This is a genomic window from Mucilaginibacter sp. PAMB04274, from assembly GCF_039634385.2.
In the GTDB taxonomy this organism is placed as follows: domain Bacteria; phylum Bacteroidota; class Bacteroidia; order Sphingobacteriales; family Sphingobacteriaceae; genus Mucilaginibacter.
This window is the reverse complement of the sequence record NZ_CP155081.2, coordinates 5,374,984-5,390,928: the sequence shown is the minus strand read 5'-3', so window position 1 is coordinate 5,390,928 and position 15,945 is coordinate 5,374,984. Positions and strand designations below refer to the sequence as shown.

Genomic DNA, 15,945 nt, shown 5'->3' with positions numbered 1-15,945 from the left:
GAATTTGTTTTAATGATCCTGTTATTTTTGGAATACTTTATGTTACAATTTGGTTTATCTTGTTCCGAATTTATTGGATACAGCTCATTAGTGATTTAAAGCTAACAGGCAATTTTTTTGTAACTAAGATCAAGAAGATGAATTTTGCCATTTGGATATCCAATCGTCCGCTAACTGCTCCAATTCCCTATTCACACTTTTTTTCTTCAACTCATTCAAAGCAACGGCCAGATCTTTCAGTTCCCAACCTTTGCTATTCAAGGTAAACCAAGCTTCTTTAAATTGCCCTCTATTCAGATAGTCGTAAAATTGAGCATTTTTGTCACCGGTGCTAAGTAACCATGTCGGCAGGTCCATTATGGTGCTTAACATTCCTTCATCAGCGATTTCATACAATGATGAGTTTTGAATAATATCAGGTGAGTTCAGTGTATATATTGATGAAGGAAAATCACCGTTATATTCAGATAAGGTGCGCAAATATTTGAATGGCATGTTTTGATCAAAATAGGGCAAATGCCCGAATTCTTTTGGGTCATCGCCATACTCCACGGTAAACTCGTCAACTTCTAATGCATACTTGTAATCAACTTGTTCACAAAATCTGACAATGTCGTGGGTTAACCCATCTTTAGTCATAATCATCTGTAAAACTATCGATGTGATGAACTGATCGGTATCACGAGCAATTTCAGATAGGTGACCATGCTCGAGAATATACTCTGCGTACGTCTCCTTACGATCACAAAAAAAGTGTTTAACGATGCCTTTATACGATGCGCCATGCCCTAAAAATAACGGGACCAAACATGGCGGGTGTGGGTACCAGTGACCATCAATGGCATTAAAGCCATCAAGGTAAGCAGGTAATTCAATCTCTTTAGTAATGAGTTTTTGAATGCGGCTGTCTATAGTCAACATGCTGATAATTGGTAAGTGAAATTAAGATGATCGTTGATGTTTTCTGTACGTTTATCAATCTTAAAGTTTAACGTTGTCAGTTGATTTTATTTTAACTCACATTTACTTAGCCTGTAAATATCTTCAAGGCATTTCTCAATCTCTTTTTGGTGTAACCATACCCACTTAACGCTGCTCCATCTGTTGTGCAGGGAGGTAACACGAGTGGTCACAGGAGATGTTATGGTTGGAAGATCGGTAAACTTTTACGCCATCGTATAGTCAAATGATGCGTAGAGAAGAAAAGCAAATAGCTGACCGGTCCTTTGATCAATTCAAGTATAAATGTGGTTGGACTTGTTTCCCTTTCAGACAACAGTGCAGGCCAAAACCATGGCATGATAGCTTTCCCTGCCAAGCCTTTCAAATTCTGCCTAATATCTTCTTTACATCATTCATTCTATGGAGCCTCTGTGACCTAGATTAACAGCAAGCAAGCAGTAGAAAAGGCTATTAGACCTATATGTAGCGAGCTATAAAGGGCACTAATCCAATAGCGTCCAGGCCCGTTTGGCTTGTACGGTTTGCACCACTTGCTGTTCGGCAACTACAATGTTTTCTTTACGCTGGCCAATGTATTCCAGCGTGCTTAACTTATTCCATAAAGCCACAATTACTTTCAAAAATTCATCTACGGCTGTTACCGATGAGCGGATATCATGATGGTTATAAACAATCTCAATCAAACGGGCCAGCAATTCTTCAAAGTTGCCCGGGGTCACATCTTTCCACTCGTAAAAATATTTAAGCAGCTCTTCGCGCTCGGCACCAGCAATGCTTTTTACGGTGCTGAAGAACACGTGTGCCATTTCAGAAAAATAACCCACTAATACTACAGGCGATTGGTTGTAAGCTATATTGCGGTAAGGAAAATAGATACGGGCTATGTAATCGAGCATCTTTTCGCATAAAGCTTTCACATTCTTTCCAATTGTCGAAATAGATTCTTTGGAGGTGATTTTGTCTAGTATTCTAAAAGACAGGAGCTGAATTTGATTGAGTTGTCCGCTAAATAACTCATAGGCACTAACCAGGTCCGGGTGGCTCAATAAACAAGCGCTTGGGGGTATATAATTGGTATGTATTTGTATACCCGAACCGTTTTTAGTGAATTTACCAATTTCTAAGTAGTGATTTGTGCGGTTATTGATTTGGGATGCTGGTAAAAAGGTTACGGTATATCTGCTTTCAACGTCGGGATAACGCAAAGGCAATTCCTCTGCATCTGGCTGCCCTGCTGCCACGCGCTCATGAGGATTAACAGTGAGAACGATAAAGTAAGTTTCATTGCCGTCTTCTAAACCATCTTGATTAAAATAATGGTCAAATGTTACTTCCTGGCCTATACCTTGTGTGGCAATAGATATCCGGTAACCTTCAGCGGTTACGGCATTGCACGTTTTTATTTTTACTTGTATGTGGTTAGAAGCCCTTTCAATGATCTGAACATCAAAAGTGCCATTACTTGTGCCCCCAAATGGTGGCAGCAAGCCAAAATTATAATTGTTTAGAAGCAGGGCATTGCTGTCCTTTACCAAATCATGTATAAAATTATCAGTTTGCACAAAGTGGCTGCTTGATATTTTCATACCATCCACCCAGTTTACAGCTTTATGTTTTACAGGTAGTATCATATTATATTACTGAATAGCAATTTATAGATATATCGCCTCATCACCGGTTCTTTGCGGTTCGTTTACGGCTTCCGAAACCCTTTTGGCCATGATAGCGTATTTTTCTGTTATATTATTTTGTTCAATGTCCAGCTCAGGATCGATAAAATTACGTTGGCTGAAAAATGATGGTTTAATGTAAAAAATCCATTTATAGCTTTCGCCTTTCGCCTGCTGGTATTCTATCTGTGAATCGGGGAACTTTGTGTTGTAATCTTCAATAAATTTCTGAAACCATAAACCAAAATTCATATTACGAGGAGCTTTAGCTTTTACTTTAAGTTGCTCACTGTCGGCTGTGCTTTTATAAAGATTCACCTCCAATACTAACAGCCGGTTAAAATCTAAATGCTCCATGCTGATGTCTACAGGATATAATGGATACTGCCATACCTTGTATATTTCGAGCGGTATGTTTAAATAAGCTACATAAGCCCACCAAAACACTAACGGAAGTAAAAAGGCAAACACAGCAGTAGAGGCCCATATGCCATATTTCAAATTGTTCAACCAGTCAAACCCAAGCTTAAACAAAAATGCGCCTAACATGCAGCTTAATAAGCTACAAATAAAAACAAAGCCTTTTCGGGTGTTGAGTTCCTGATCATAGTAAGTTACAGCCAGGTAAACAAATATAATCCCGGCGGTTAACATGTAAAGTTGTGCACAAATGTATCCCCAAGGCATAAACTGCAAGTCCAGAAATCCCAATAAACCAGGAAGGCCTAACACCAATGAGGTAATAAGCATTGTTACGATAAGCCTTTTATTATTAAACACCTGATTTTTTTTGTTGATAACGGTCATAATAGCCGTACTCACCGCAAAAATTACCGGGAACAGAAGATAGCGTATAAAAAAAGATTTAACATCCATAAAGACTGCAAGCTTTCAGCAAATATTAAGTTCATGGAAAAATGAACTTTGCTTAATCAATTACCAAAATTTGGGGTTATTGTTTTTAGAAAATTATACCAAGTGCTATGCCCGCCTTAACAGACAAAGTGAACTTATTAGATACTGATTTTAAAGCCTCAACCATAGCTGCAGGTATGGTAGAAGCCGACCAAACAGAGGCAGACCGCGTTGTAATTTTACCGCAGGGTGCGCACCACCGCGCCTACGCCAAAGAGGTGGCTAACGTAACTACTTATCAATCAGCTTATCGAAACCGAACGATGCAGGCCATATATATCAATCGCGAGGGGTTGTACGATATGCTGCCTGAAGGTTTGTTTCATCAACCACCTGCCTCCAGCGTCATGATAACCGAAGAGGAAATGGTAAAAGATATAAAAGTGCGGCGTGAGGAGGAGCGCCTGGCCCGCAATTTTTTTGCCCCGCTTGAAATAGAGTTATACGGCTTGCGCACGGTTATTGAGTTATACGAAACCCGGTTAGATAAAAAAAGCGAGTATGATGAGCTGATTGATATATTTTTAAAAGAGTGGAAAGAATTTAAATGCTTCAGTAATCAGCAGATGATTGTGTTAATACATGTGCTGCCCGTTATTCATGAACAACGCAATAATTTGCCGTTTTTGCGTAATGTGCTCAGTATTATGTTCAATGCTCCGTTTGAACTCACTTATCAAACCGTAATGGAGGTATTAAAGCCCAGTGGCGAAGCTGGGTTGGGAAACCAGTTGGGTTTTGGGCAATTGGGGGTTAACTTAATTGCCGGAAACAGCAAAGAACCCGATGAGCAGCTCCAAATAACAATTGGTCCGTTAACCACAACACAAATGCTGGCTTTATTACCCGGAACCCAGGCTGCAAAAGCATTAGATGTGTTACTTAATTATTTCGTCCCTATGCAAACCAGTATGATTACACACTACACAATAGGCACCGAGTATCAAAAAGCGGTATTGGGCGCCTCTTCTGAAAATGCATGCTTAGGATTTACAACCTACCTTGGCAGCTAAGCATTAACAAATATCCTGTAAGTTGAATTCATTACACTACGGCTATCCAGCTTTGAGGCCAGCAAAGTAATTAGTGTATCCCAGTCTTGTGTGCTTAATTGTAAGGTTGGCTCAGGCTTCAGGTAAATATCAATAGTTTTTTGAAACCCCTCTTTAGGGTTGCTGGAAACAGCCAGTCCCTTCTTTATTTGCACATCTGTAATCTTATTGCCCAAATCGTAGTAACAAAAACTAATTAAGTCTGCCTGAGTAACAATTCGGTCTTTGGTAGTAAGGCCATATTTATAAGCTTGTATGCGTTCGGTAGCACCTAAACTGTCCCTTCCGCCAACTGTGCTTGTCATTAGCCTAACTGAGTCGGGTTTAACTTTGTACATCTCAAACTGTTGCAATTTGGCTCCCCGGCGTATATGATTAGCTGCCCCTGCCAGTGTTGTCCAATAATTTAGGTAAAGCATGGAGGCTTGTTTAGCAGGCTTGATAACTAAATAGTTCAAAAGTTCTGAACTGTGATCGGAATTTTGCGATTTGCGTTCAATCAATGATAAATTTTGCTCCAGGGTTCGGAGCACACCAGCCATATAGTCGGTTCCGTAACTGGCAAAAGCAGCCTTTTCATCACGAAGCAGTTCAAAGAGATATTCTATTAGCTGTTGTGCGTTGCGCGAGTCAAACCGCTCTGCCCCACCATGGCGTATCGAATAACTTCCATCATTGCCTGTGCCGGCTTGCGCGTAAGGTATTTCGGCATAAAACGTTTGCCGATCGTCAAAAACTTCTTTAATAGACAAAAAGTAATCTTTGTGATCGGGTTTAATGGGAATGACATTATTTAGCTCACGCAACCGGTATTTTTTTTCGTGCAGCCGGCGATTGATTACAGGAAAACAGTTAATGGAAACTTGCAATTCATCAATGATATCTGGACGGATAGCAGCCGGAAACCTAAGTTTTATCCATACACATGGCTTTAAGCGGTTTATATCAGCAGGGTTAAATAATGCTGTCAATTCATTCGGTAAGATTTCCCTAACGGGCGTAATGTCTTGTAATTTATCATCAGTTAAGGTAATAAACCTGTTGGCATAAAACTCTTTAATATCACGTACAATCAGGTTAATTGTATTCTGCTCGTAAAAAATAGGCTTGTTTTGCAGTAGCTGGTCATCTATATAATTTATGCCCGACTGGCTATTGAGTTCTTCGCCATTTAAATAGCATTGCACAACCGATAGTAGCTTATAAAAATCTTCGTTTGCCGCATAGTCCGGCCATTCAATAAATAATGCCAGTTGATTGATATTGGTAAGGCCAGGTGCGCATTCAATACCTATCCAAAGGCTTTGGCTATCGGTAAAACCACTTCCAACATGTGGCAGCGCTGTATTCTTATGCATATGCTCATCATACTCGTATAAATGATGCCCGCTGCAGGCATATTTTACAGTTGCATTGTACAGGTCCATCTGTCCTACGGGCGAAAAAAAAGCATCTGCCTGCTCGTCCGATGGCTTTCCGTTTTCTTTAACAGCTGGTTGCCTGTAAAAGAAATGGTTGTTAACCGCCAGCGATTCTTTCAGTTCAACGGGTTGTGCTTTTAATACAGCATGAGCCGGCAAGGCCGATGTTAGATAATCTGAAGCTAAAATCCTGGAAATTTTATGAAGTATTCTGTCTTCTAAATTCTTTACGTCGTTAGATATATTAAACAGTTCTGTGCTCAAAGCTTCAATTAAAAGCTTGACCATCGGATCCATATCGTTTACATTATTGGTTCCCCAATAATCCATTGCGTTACGTAGTATACGGGCACGTATGTCTTCTTTAGACGAAAATAGCGTTTGGTTCATGCTTTAGGCTGAAAGGGGACTTAAAAATAGTGCAGTTGAAAACGTGTAATTTTCTCCGGTTTTTTGAATTTTAGCTTTAATGATGATTTCTACTTGTTTTTTTATTTCGCTTACATTACGTAGAGGGTAAAATTTATTTACTTCTTGTATGCGTACCTCAATATGCACATCGTATATGCGCGTTTCGTATTTGGTAATGGAGCGCATAAGTGATTTTCTGAGCTTCTCTTCCCACATACTTTCACTAACAATCAGTTCGAAATCCAAATCCCAGATTTCACACCCGAAGTCTGGTTGATAACGGTGCTCACCATAGCGGGTAAAAATGATCAGTTCAATGTATTGTGATACCGAGCTGCCAATATCTTGCTTATTTAAATCATACCCTTTAAATAAATTACCCAGCTGAAATGGTTTTTTGTAAAGTGGGATAGCCATATACCCTGTGTTAAGTTTTAAGCAAAATGCTGCAACATTTAAACAAAACTTTTCGGAAATGGTTGTTGGGATGTTGTGAAGATTGAAGGAGTTGACCTGTTTGTACAAATAAAGGTCAAGTAAAGGTGGTTACTGCCTGTTACTGGTAATAACCTACGCGGGGGGTGTTTTCAACAACTTTTTTTACCAGTTTTGATTTTATATTTACATGAAGCCGGTCAACAGTCGTGATTTAAAGCGTGCCTATCTTGCCTTTACAGCTTATTTTTTATTGCTGCTCTTTTTCAGCATTGCATCCGTTTATCTGTTTTTTTTAACCTCCGATCGTGAGGTTGCTCAATTAAATGAACGCGTTAAGCAGTCCGAAAAACTGATCTCAATCCGAAATAATATCAACAACAACTTTGATATTATTATTATGCGGATGGCGCAGTTGTCTCAGTACACTAAAGTAAATTCTGTTGAACTTAACAACGAAAATCTGTTGTTAAACGACATTCAGGAAAGCAACCTGAAAATACAAGCAGCATTGCAGCAAAATAGCCTGCCTTTAAAAAGCTTTGAGCTTTATAAAAAAATGAGCGACAACATTAGCACAGTTGCTACCATCAAAGATTCGTTGTTTACCACGCGCTTTCAAATCGAAAGTGCCCGTTTACAACTGCAGTCTTGTAACCGAACCAACAATTCGGCTGTTAACAAGCTAAAAAACTTTAGAAGATAAACTATGAAATTCAGCATTAAAGAACGCCGTGAAAAATTCTTGTTTTTTTTAGGGATCTTTTTGTTTACCGCTGCTATTTTATGTACAGCCTTATTCTATAATCGTGGCAATGCAAGTGACATTTCAAAAAGCGATTTTTCTAAACGATTACAGGAAGAGGACTATTTTGAAGCAGCCGTAACACAGGCATTACCAGCTATCGATACCACTTATGGGCGTATTGTAAAGTTTAATCCGAATGTACAGGCCGTGTTTCTAGAAAACGACATTAAAAATGCTATTACTGCCATCAGGTCGTATTACAACAGCCGCCCTTACGATAACCGTTACAAATGCTTTATATACGCTTCAAAAATTCAGGAAAACTTATTCTATGACAAGCGTGAACTAAAAGGGAACTACAACGACATAGCTCATATTAATAAACTTTTAGACGAATGTAAATTATCGACCAGGCAGCTACAACAAAGCCTGGGCGCGCGTTAACCTAACTTAATACTTTTCACTTATGCAAGACGATTACCGCAATGGCCGCTCGGTTGAAACCAACAGGCAAAACTATCTTTTCCTCTACATTATCGTTTCTGTACTTTTGTTAGCCGGTCTTATTTTCTTATTCAAAAACGCATTGTTTGATGATAAGACGGTTAATGCAAAAATCCTGAAGAACGAGATATATCTGAATGAGGACCTAGTTTACTCGGACAATACCCAGGGCGCCAACAAATGGCTTTGGGAGTTTGGCAATGGCGAAAAAGCAACTACACAAAGCGGTACGTACCGCTTTAAAAAGCCGGGCGCTTATATTATCCGCTTAACCGTTGATGGTAAATTACAACAGCAATTTCCTCTTGATGTAAAAGATACGGTGGCTGCGCTGGCTAAAGATACCTTGCTTACTATAAACGGCCCAACACAAGGTATAGTTAACGAAGAGGTTAGGCTGGAGGCCCAGGGAGACGCCAGGATATTTGAATGGTCATTTGGTGAAACCGGCCGTATTGATGTAAAAGGACCTACTGCGCTGTATACCTACCACAGCCCGGGCATATATACGGTAAGGCTAAGTACCGATAAAAATAAGAGGCCTGTTTATCATCGTATACGCGTTACCAACCCGGACTCGGCCATTGTTAATGCTATAATAGCACCTGGCGAAGGCGAGCGTAAAGCGATAGACGACATCAGGGCACATCTGCAGGCTATTGCTAACGGTGCCGATTTTAACCATCATTATTACTACCTGGTTAATAAATATTTTTGTGGTGATGAGCGGGTTGCCGTTAACCTTGATGCAGGGGGCGACAGTAAGCAAACTGATTTGTATACCTATTGCATGCGTTTAACGTTTGGAGGCGGCATTAGTATTGATGAAGCCCAGGTAACGGCCAAACCCAAGTCTAACTGTTCAAGCCTGTTAACTGTAAAACAGCATTCTGCAACATCAGCTCAAGGTATCAAACGCACTAAATAGTACTTCCCTACAATCTATCCTGCCATGAAAAAAATTATTATTGCACTCACTATATTATCGGCTTTAACGGTTAAGGCGCAATCGCCTGTTTCTATCAGCAAAAAAGTAAAAACAATGCCCGCGGCTTTCGAAAAGCCAAATGATAAAACCAACGTATACGATGATGGTAAAACCACTTCGTTACCTTGGATAGTTTTTTCAGACCGCGATGAAAACTACACTTATACAGCGCCCGGCGGTTCGCTGGTTATGAAAAAGCTGAAGTTTATGGAGCCGTTCTACATAAGCCAGGAGAAAAATGGTTATGTAAAGGTAATTAAATATCAGCCTGGTATGGTTCAGGGGCGTAAACTGGTTAATAAAAAGGCGGCCCAAAGCTACGGTTGGATTAACAAAAACAAAGTTTTGCTGTGGCAGTCTGCTTACGTCAATCCAGCAAGCGGGCATGTGCAAAAAGCCTTAACCCTGGTGTCGGGTAAAGGTGCATTAGCTAACCCTGATGTATCTTACGATAAAAGCGATTCACTTTACGTATACACCTCTCCCGATTTATCCCAGAAAAAAAACAAAGTTGCGCTTAATCAACTACTTTACATTTATAAAAAATCGCCCGATGGCAGAACTGTATTGGTAGGATCAGACGACCAATTGATTGCCGATAGTGCAGCCCGTAGCGTTTATGGATGGATACCTGCTGATGCTGTGCATGGCTGGGGCGATCGTTTATACATTGGCACAACCAGGCCGGGTTACCAGGCCGATGACTCAGCAGCAGTACTAATTAATTCGGCTTTACAATCAGGCAGTCCGCTGAGTGGTCAGTTTGTATTTGATCCGCTAATTGATGCCGACCAGCCCTTGTTACGCAGCCTGCCGGTAATCACGCCTCCTTCGGCTACTAATGCGGGTACAATGCAGGTGGGTTTAGCTACTGATGTTTATGATAAATCTAATAACAGCATATTAAATATTAAAGGCGGCCATATTACGTACAAAAACTACCTGGCTTTGCGCCGGGGAATGCGTCAGATTAACGTGGTGTTTGTAGTGGATGGCGGAAGCGCCATGCGCAATTATTTTGGCGGTTTAACCAGTACTATCCAATCTTTTGAAAAAACCTTTAATGCGTATAACCAGGGGTATCCTGTTAGTTATGGCGCTGTTGTTTACCGTAACTCAAGCAATTGTACAACAGGGGGTATAGAGCAGCAACCTTTTAGCACCGATTACCGCCAGGTGGTACGCTTTATGGAAAAGCAGTCCATTATAACTTCTGCTTGCGATGCCTCCACCAACAGCCAGCCGGTATTTGATGGCATCAGTGCTTCGCTCCAAATGTTTGCCAATCGCCCCAATCAAAGTAATTTAATTGTATTAATCGGCAGTACAGGTAATACGGATTATAGTAATGATGCTGTAAATAGCCTTGCGGCTCGAATGGCTAATGTGGATGCAAGATTGCTGGCCATACAAGTTTATAGTGATTACAAATCTATTTACAATGATTTTGTTATACAATCGCGTAAACTGGTGTCAGAATCGGCTAATTTAGCGGCGGAGCGTAAAAAGAGCCGCATGGTGGTTGGCGAAGGCTTAAGTAATACCCAGCAATTCAACACCTCTGTATCCGATTCGGTATCTTTCTACCTGGACTATCCCCGAAACAGCTTGGTGCAGGGTGCTGTGATTTTCCCACCTAAAGGTGTGGTTAAATCTAACCTGGCAATGGAAACTTCGCTTAAAAAGCTATTGGCCGAAACCCAATACGATATTAAGACGCAAACGCACTCGCTGGATAGTGCTTTTAGGCTTACCGGTCGTGAGCACCGCTATGTAACGCCTTTGGTGTTATCGCAATTAAGCCCGCCGGTGCCGGCAACCCTGGGCGACAATATGCCACACAACGGTTTTAAATATTATTTTGCCGCCAATGTACCTGCTAATGTAGTTGCACAAAACCCGCAACAACTGCAATATCTTCTTATTTTAAACGATGCCGAGTACAAGCAAATGCAGGATGTATTATCCATGATGATTGGAGAAAACTTGCAGCAAGACGCCAGTAACTTTCGCAGAAAGTTATTTAAAAATTACCTGAACATTTTGCGTAAAAACATGAAGCTGGACCTGAGCCGGGGCGATATTAAACGCATGAGTTTGGCCGATTATATTCAAAAAGCCATTGGCTTACCGCCTTTAGCAAACCCGGCCCTCGGCAAGTATAAGGTGGTTGATTTAAAACGTGATGGTAGCATGCCGCAACAAAAATTTGAGGCCTATATTAATTATTTAATTACAAGCCGTAACGCCGTTAAGCAACAAGCTATGCTAACACAACATTTTGATTCAAACGGCAAAACTTATTACTACATAACTCAAGCCAACTGGCGATAATCTATAATTATGAACATCATCAACTTGAGTGAATCGGTAAAAACCGCTGTTCGCGTTGCCCAATCTCTGGCCAAAGAGTATCATCATAAAGAGTTTGGTCCGGCCCACCTGCTTAAAGGGTTATTGCATCAGGAAGTAGGGCTGCGTAACTTTTTAACGTCCATTGACAAAGACCCGGCTTATGTAGGCGATTGGGCCGACATACGGATGGAAGATTATAATACAGCCATTAATGTGCCCGACGAAATGTTGGGGAACGATGCTGTTAAGCAGGTATTTGATGAGGCTGACAACATACGGTTAAAATTGGGGCTAGATAGCATTACGCCCGTATGCGTGTTAACCGCACTGGTTAAACCTAATGTAGGTTTTGATGCAGGTCAGCTTAAATCGCTTCCCATCAAAGAAAAAGAACTGCTGGATTTGTATCTGCAGGACGATGGGGTAAAGCAGGCTGTAACATCAGGTAACCACGCAAACGGAGATCCAAATGCGTCCACAGGGAGCGGTACATCAAACGGCGCACTCTTAAAATACTGTATTGACCGTACAGACCTGGCCCGGCAAGGAAAAACAGATCCTATCATTGGGCGCGACCGTGAAACCCGTATGATTATGGAGATATTAAGCCGGCGTACCAAACCCAACGTAATTATAACCGGTGATGCAGGTGTGGGCAAAACAGCGCTTATTGACGGCCTGGCGTTGGATATTATTCATAATCGTGTACCACAGTCATTGCTCAATGTTAGTTTGTTTGAGCTGGACATGGGGTCGCTGATTGCTGGTGCATCTTACAAGGGCGAGATTGAAGATCGCCTTAAAAATATATTGCGAGAAATTAAACAGTACGAAAAAGCAATATTGTTTATTGATGAAATCCATACGCTGCTTGACAACAAAGGCCCGGTTGGCGGCGGGGTAGGCAACTTGCTGAAGCCCGAGCTCGCCCGCGGAGAAATAACCGTAATCGGCGCAACTACTGTTGACGAATACCGGAAAATAATTGAGCCCGAACAAGCTTTTAGCCGCCGTTTTGAAGTATTACAGGTAAATGAGCCTGATATAGATACGGCCATTAAAATGCTCGAAAGATTGGTGCCGCACTATGAAGAGCACCATCAGCTCAAAATAAATATTGAAGCCGTGCATGATTGCGTACGCCTAGCCAAGCGGTACCTTAAAGACCGCCGTTTGCCCGATGCTGCTTTTGATTTAATGGACCGGACGATGGCAGCCATCAGGCTGATGAATGATACCTCAGACAGTACATTGAAAGAATTAACTGAGGATTTTAGCATATTAAAAAATAAAGAGGCGGGGCAAGCCGAAGTATCAGATTATAAATGGTTGTACACACTTCTTCAAAATAAAACAAGCGCTGTTTTGTTAGGCAAGTTGGAGGATGATGCCCAGGTAAGCAGTTTTGAAACGCCTGCTGAGTTTGAAGAGTACTTTGAGCGCAACTTACCTAAACTTCAGGCGCTGGCCCAGGAGAAAACCAGCGAGGTTGACAAACAAGATATAGCAGCCATCATATCATATAAAACCGGCATCCCATTAGGCAAAATCCAGGCGCAAGAGCAGGAAAGGCTTTTGAACATGGAAAGCTTTTTGAAAAAGAGGGTAGTGGGGCAGGATCAGGCATTAAAAGCTGTAGCTGACGCTATTTTGGAATCGCGAAGTGGGCTTAACAAAAAAGGACAGCCTATAGGCTCTTTCTTTTTACTTGGCCCTACCGGAACAGGTAAAACAGAATTAGCCAAATCCATAGCCGACTTTTTATTTAATGATGAAAAGGCCATGATCCGGTTTGATATGTCGGAGTTTAAAGAAGAGCATTCTGCGGCATTATTATATGGTGCGCCGCCGGGCTACGTAGGTTATGAAGAAGGGGGCTTGCTGGTGAATAAAATAAGGCAGCAACCTTATACTGTGTTGCTGTTTGATGAGATTGAAAAAGCTCACCCATCGGTATTTGACATCTTTTTACAAATACTGGACGAAGGCCACATGCACGATCGGCTAGGCAAGGAAGGCGATTTTTCAAACGCGCTTATACTGTTCACCTCAAACATTGGCAGCGAATGGATTGCGGAAAAATTGAGTGAAGGCCACCTGCCTTCCTCCAATGAATTGATGGAAATTATGGCCCGGCATTTCAGGCCCGAATTTTTAGCCCGCCTGTCTGAAATTGTGCCTTTTGCACCCATTTCCGAGCAAAATGTGGTTAGGATTTTTGATATACAACTCAAAGGCCTTATCGAAGCTTTGGATAAAATGGGTATTGGCTTTTCAATCAGCGAAGAAGCCAAGAGTATGCTGGCTTTGGGTGGTTTTACACCCAAGTATGGCGCCAGGCAATTATCGGGTGTGATACGTAACCAGCTCCGGCGGCCAATATCTAAATACATCATTGCAGGCCAGTTAAAAAAAGGACAGCATATTGATGTGGCTAAAAAAGCCGATACCGATGAGCTAGATTGGGTAATAACTTAACAATAAGCCAGTAAACTCAACGATTTAAAAACATTAACTATTGAACAGAGTTTACTACTAAGACATTTAAAGGACAGTACATCTCATTTTTGCAAATATGTTTAATTACGAAATTGGTGGCAACGAGAGGAAAGTAGATACCTCCGAAGCTTTTGGCGAAATATCTCCGAATAAAACGCTGTTTATTCAAAAACTAACCGATAACGAACCGCTGCGTCCTGAAAAGGTTGAGGGTTTAAAAACGGTGGAAGAGGTTTTTGAGCATTTTAAACCGAGCATTGATGTAGAGCTTGATAGATTGGACGGCTCTTCTACAACCGAAAATCTTAAGTTTAAAAACTTAGGCGATTTTGGTGTTAAACAGTTAGTACAGCAAAGCAGTTACCTACGCAAACTCAACATTGAGCGCGAGATGTACATGAGCATCATTAAACAGCTAAAAACCAACAAAACACTAAAAACAGCGCTGGATAATGAAGAATCAAGAGCCGCTTTTGTAAGCGCACTTAAAAACTTTGTAAAAGAACTGGAATAATTTTAGCTCACTCCTATACCTCAATACTAGCAAAATGGCAACACCAAACGAGCAAGCACTCAACGATACCTCATCGGCTCAAGGATATAAACCGGCTGAAAAAAGCGCCGCCCCCGAACTAAGCTTAAATGAAAGTTTAAATAAATTGTCCAGGGTGGGCGGTTTTGATTTGCTGGAAACTACAGTAGACGGCCTGCAAAACCTAAATCCCGAACGCAAAGCGCGTAAACAAATTTTCTTGAACGATGAAGAAAAAAAGCAGGAGCGTGAAGAACTGAAACAGAAGCTGGGCCAATGGATTGAAGCATTGGAAAGCGGTGGTTCTGTGAGCGACATGGTAGCAACCAGCAGCGAAAAACTGCAGCAGGTTGAAGAAAACCTGAATGCTAACATTAACAACGTATTGCAAAGTACCCGCGAACTAGAGCAGGCCTACCGCTCTGTGCATTTATTCTATAAAAATACCGAATCTGATAAGATCAAGAATTTGGTAATGATGAATGCCAGTTTAGACCAGTTAAAAGAATTGGACAATCCGCGTTTCATAGAATACGTAGGTGACGAACTGAAACAAAACTATGACCGGCTCGATTTACGCCAGAACTACTCTCTGATGGTTATACCGGGCTATTTAGGATCAAATAAAGTGGTAGAACGCTGGTCTAAAATGGCATACGAAAATAAGGTAATGCTGGTGACCGACTTTGCCGACCTTGACCAACCCGATGATGTGGTTGATTTATTTAGCGCGGCCAACTTAACCGGTGGTGATGCTTTTAAAGCGAATACCATTATGACCTGTAATTGGTTAGTAGGCCGTGGTAAAGTAGCAGAAGTGGGCGAAGAAGATGATCTTTATGTACCCGGTTCAGCTGCGCTGGCTGGCAAAATGTATTATACATTAATGTCACAAGTTACAGCGGGCAAAAAACATGGTGCAGTTAACGAGGTAGATGGCGTTCGCTTCGATCTAAAGAAAAGTGAAATTTCGCACCTCGAAAAACTGGGTTTGGTACCTATGGTAAACGAGTATGGAAAAGTGATGGCGTTTTCAGCCAAAACCCTGTTTAACGGTGATAATATTGGTTTGCAGACTTACTCAGTAGTTAGGGTGTTCGATTACATTACCAAAGTATTGTTCGATTTCCTGAACCGCAGGGCGTTTGAAAACTGGAATTCAAAAACTGAGCAGGATTTACGCTCTCAAATCGTGAAGTTCTTGGATAATATACAAGGACCTGACCGCCTGATTGAGCGCTTTAAAATAGTGCGGTTTGAGCGCGATGAAGTGCAGAAAGACCGTATCCACTTAGATATACATATCACGCCTTACTTCCCAGCCAAAAGCTTTGTTGTGAAGCTGGATGGACAAAAAGGTGATGACGATAGCGCTGTTTGGAACACTGAATATAACCAGCAATAATAGCTCAATAATATGGAAGGCCTGGTATAATTATACCGGGCCTTTTA

General features: G+C 41.3%; 13 protein-coding genes. 8 read left to right on the top strand and 5 right to left on the bottom strand.

Annotated elements, in window-relative coordinates; translation table 11 throughout:
* Nucleotides 1–129: 129 nt before the first annotated feature.
* The 3 genes from ABDD95_RS23060 to ABDD95_RS23050 all read right to left on the bottom strand — a co-directional run bounded on the left by ABDD95_RS23060 (nucleotide 130) and on the right by ABDD95_RS23050 (nucleotide 3,509).
* On the bottom strand, nucleotides 130–921 hold the full coding sequence (locus ABDD95_RS23060; protein WP_345949724.1) for a hypothetical protein: 792 nt from the start codon (nucleotides 919–921) through the stop codon (nucleotides 130–132).
* A gap of 524 nt (nucleotides 922–1,445) precedes the next feature.
* A complete protein-coding gene (locus ABDD95_RS23055) occupies nucleotides 1,446–2,594 on the bottom strand; it encodes a hypothetical protein (RefSeq protein ID WP_345949723.1) in 1,149 nt (382 codons plus the stop codon).
* Nucleotides 2,595–2,615: 21 nt separating this feature from the next.
* A complete protein-coding gene (locus ABDD95_RS23050; RefSeq protein ID WP_345949722.1) occupies nucleotides 2,616–3,509 on the bottom strand; it encodes a TssN family type VI secretion system protein in 894 nt (297 codons plus the stop codon).
* A gap of 107 nt (nucleotides 3,510–3,616) precedes the next feature.
* Here ABDD95_RS23050 and ABDD95_RS23045 point away from each other — a divergent pair, with 107 nt between their 5' ends.
* Nucleotides 3,617–4,561: a type VI secretion system baseplate subunit TssG gene (locus tag ABDD95_RS23045; protein ID WP_345949721.1), complete on the top strand. Its 945-nt coding sequence runs from the start codon at nucleotides 3,617–3,619 to the stop codon at nucleotides 4,559–4,561.
* Here the strand turns inward: ABDD95_RS23045 and ABDD95_RS23040 are convergent.
* Nucleotides 4,558–6,411, bottom strand: a complete 1,854-nt coding sequence (locus tag ABDD95_RS23040) for a hypothetical protein (protein ID WP_345949720.1) — start codon at nucleotides 6,409–6,411, stop codon at nucleotides 4,558–4,560. The two genes, ABDD95_RS23045 and ABDD95_RS23040, sit on opposite strands and share 4 nt — an antisense overlap.
* A 3-nt stretch (nucleotides 6,412–6,414) precedes the next feature.
* On the bottom strand, nucleotides 6,415–6,849 hold the full coding sequence (locus ABDD95_RS23035) for a GPW/gp25 family protein (protein WP_345949719.1): 435 nt from the start codon (nucleotides 6,847–6,849) through the stop codon (nucleotides 6,415–6,417).
* Nucleotides 6,850–7,057: 208 nt separating this feature from the next.
* Here ABDD95_RS23035 and ABDD95_RS23030 point away from each other — a divergent pair, with 208 nt between their 5' ends.
* The 7 genes from ABDD95_RS23030 (at nucleotide 7,058) to ABDD95_RS23000 (ending at nucleotide 15,898) form a co-directional block, all read left to right on the top strand.
* Complete coding sequence (locus ABDD95_RS23030) at nucleotides 7,058–7,573, top strand: hypothetical protein (RefSeq protein ID WP_345949718.1); 516 nt, start codon at nucleotides 7,058–7,060, stop codon at nucleotides 7,571–7,573.
* 3 nt (nucleotides 7,574–7,576) lie between these two features.
* Nucleotides 7,577–8,059, top strand: a complete 483-nt coding sequence (gene tssO / locus ABDD95_RS23025; protein ID WP_345949717.1) for a type VI secretion system TssO — start codon at nucleotides 7,577–7,579, stop codon at nucleotides 8,057–8,059.
* A 22-nt stretch (nucleotides 8,060–8,081) separates the two neighbouring features.
* Nucleotides 8,082–9,047 carry a PKD domain-containing protein gene (locus ABDD95_RS23020; protein WP_345949716.1) on the top strand — a complete coding sequence of 322 codons (966 nt, stop codon included), beginning with the start codon at nucleotides 8,082–8,084 and terminating at the stop codon, nucleotides 9,045–9,047.
* Nucleotides 9,048–9,071: 24 nt separating this feature from the next.
* On the top strand, nucleotides 9,072–11,441 hold the full coding sequence (gene tssR, locus ABDD95_RS23015; protein WP_345949715.1) for a type VI secretion system protein TssR domain-containing protein: 2,370 nt from the start codon (nucleotides 9,072–9,074) through the stop codon (nucleotides 11,439–11,441).
* 9 nt (nucleotides 11,442–11,450) lie between these two features.
* Nucleotides 11,451–13,940 (top strand): ATP-dependent Clp protease ATP-binding subunit, encoded by a 2,490-nt coding sequence (locus ABDD95_RS23010; protein ID WP_345949714.1) that lies wholly within the window; start codon nucleotides 11,451–11,453, stop codon nucleotides 13,938–13,940.
* Between the two features lie 97 nt (nucleotides 13,941–14,037).
* Nucleotides 14,038–14,475, top strand: coding sequence for a type VI secretion system contractile sheath small subunit (locus ABDD95_RS23005; RefSeq protein ID WP_345949713.1), 438 nt, complete (start codon nucleotides 14,038–14,040; stop codon nucleotides 14,473–14,475).
* 34 nt (nucleotides 14,476–14,509) lie between these two features.
* A complete protein-coding gene (locus ABDD95_RS23000) occupies nucleotides 14,510–15,898 on the top strand; it encodes a DUF5458 family protein (RefSeq protein WP_345949712.1) in 1,389 nt (462 codons plus the stop codon).
* Nucleotides 15,899–15,945 lie beyond the last annotated feature (47 nt).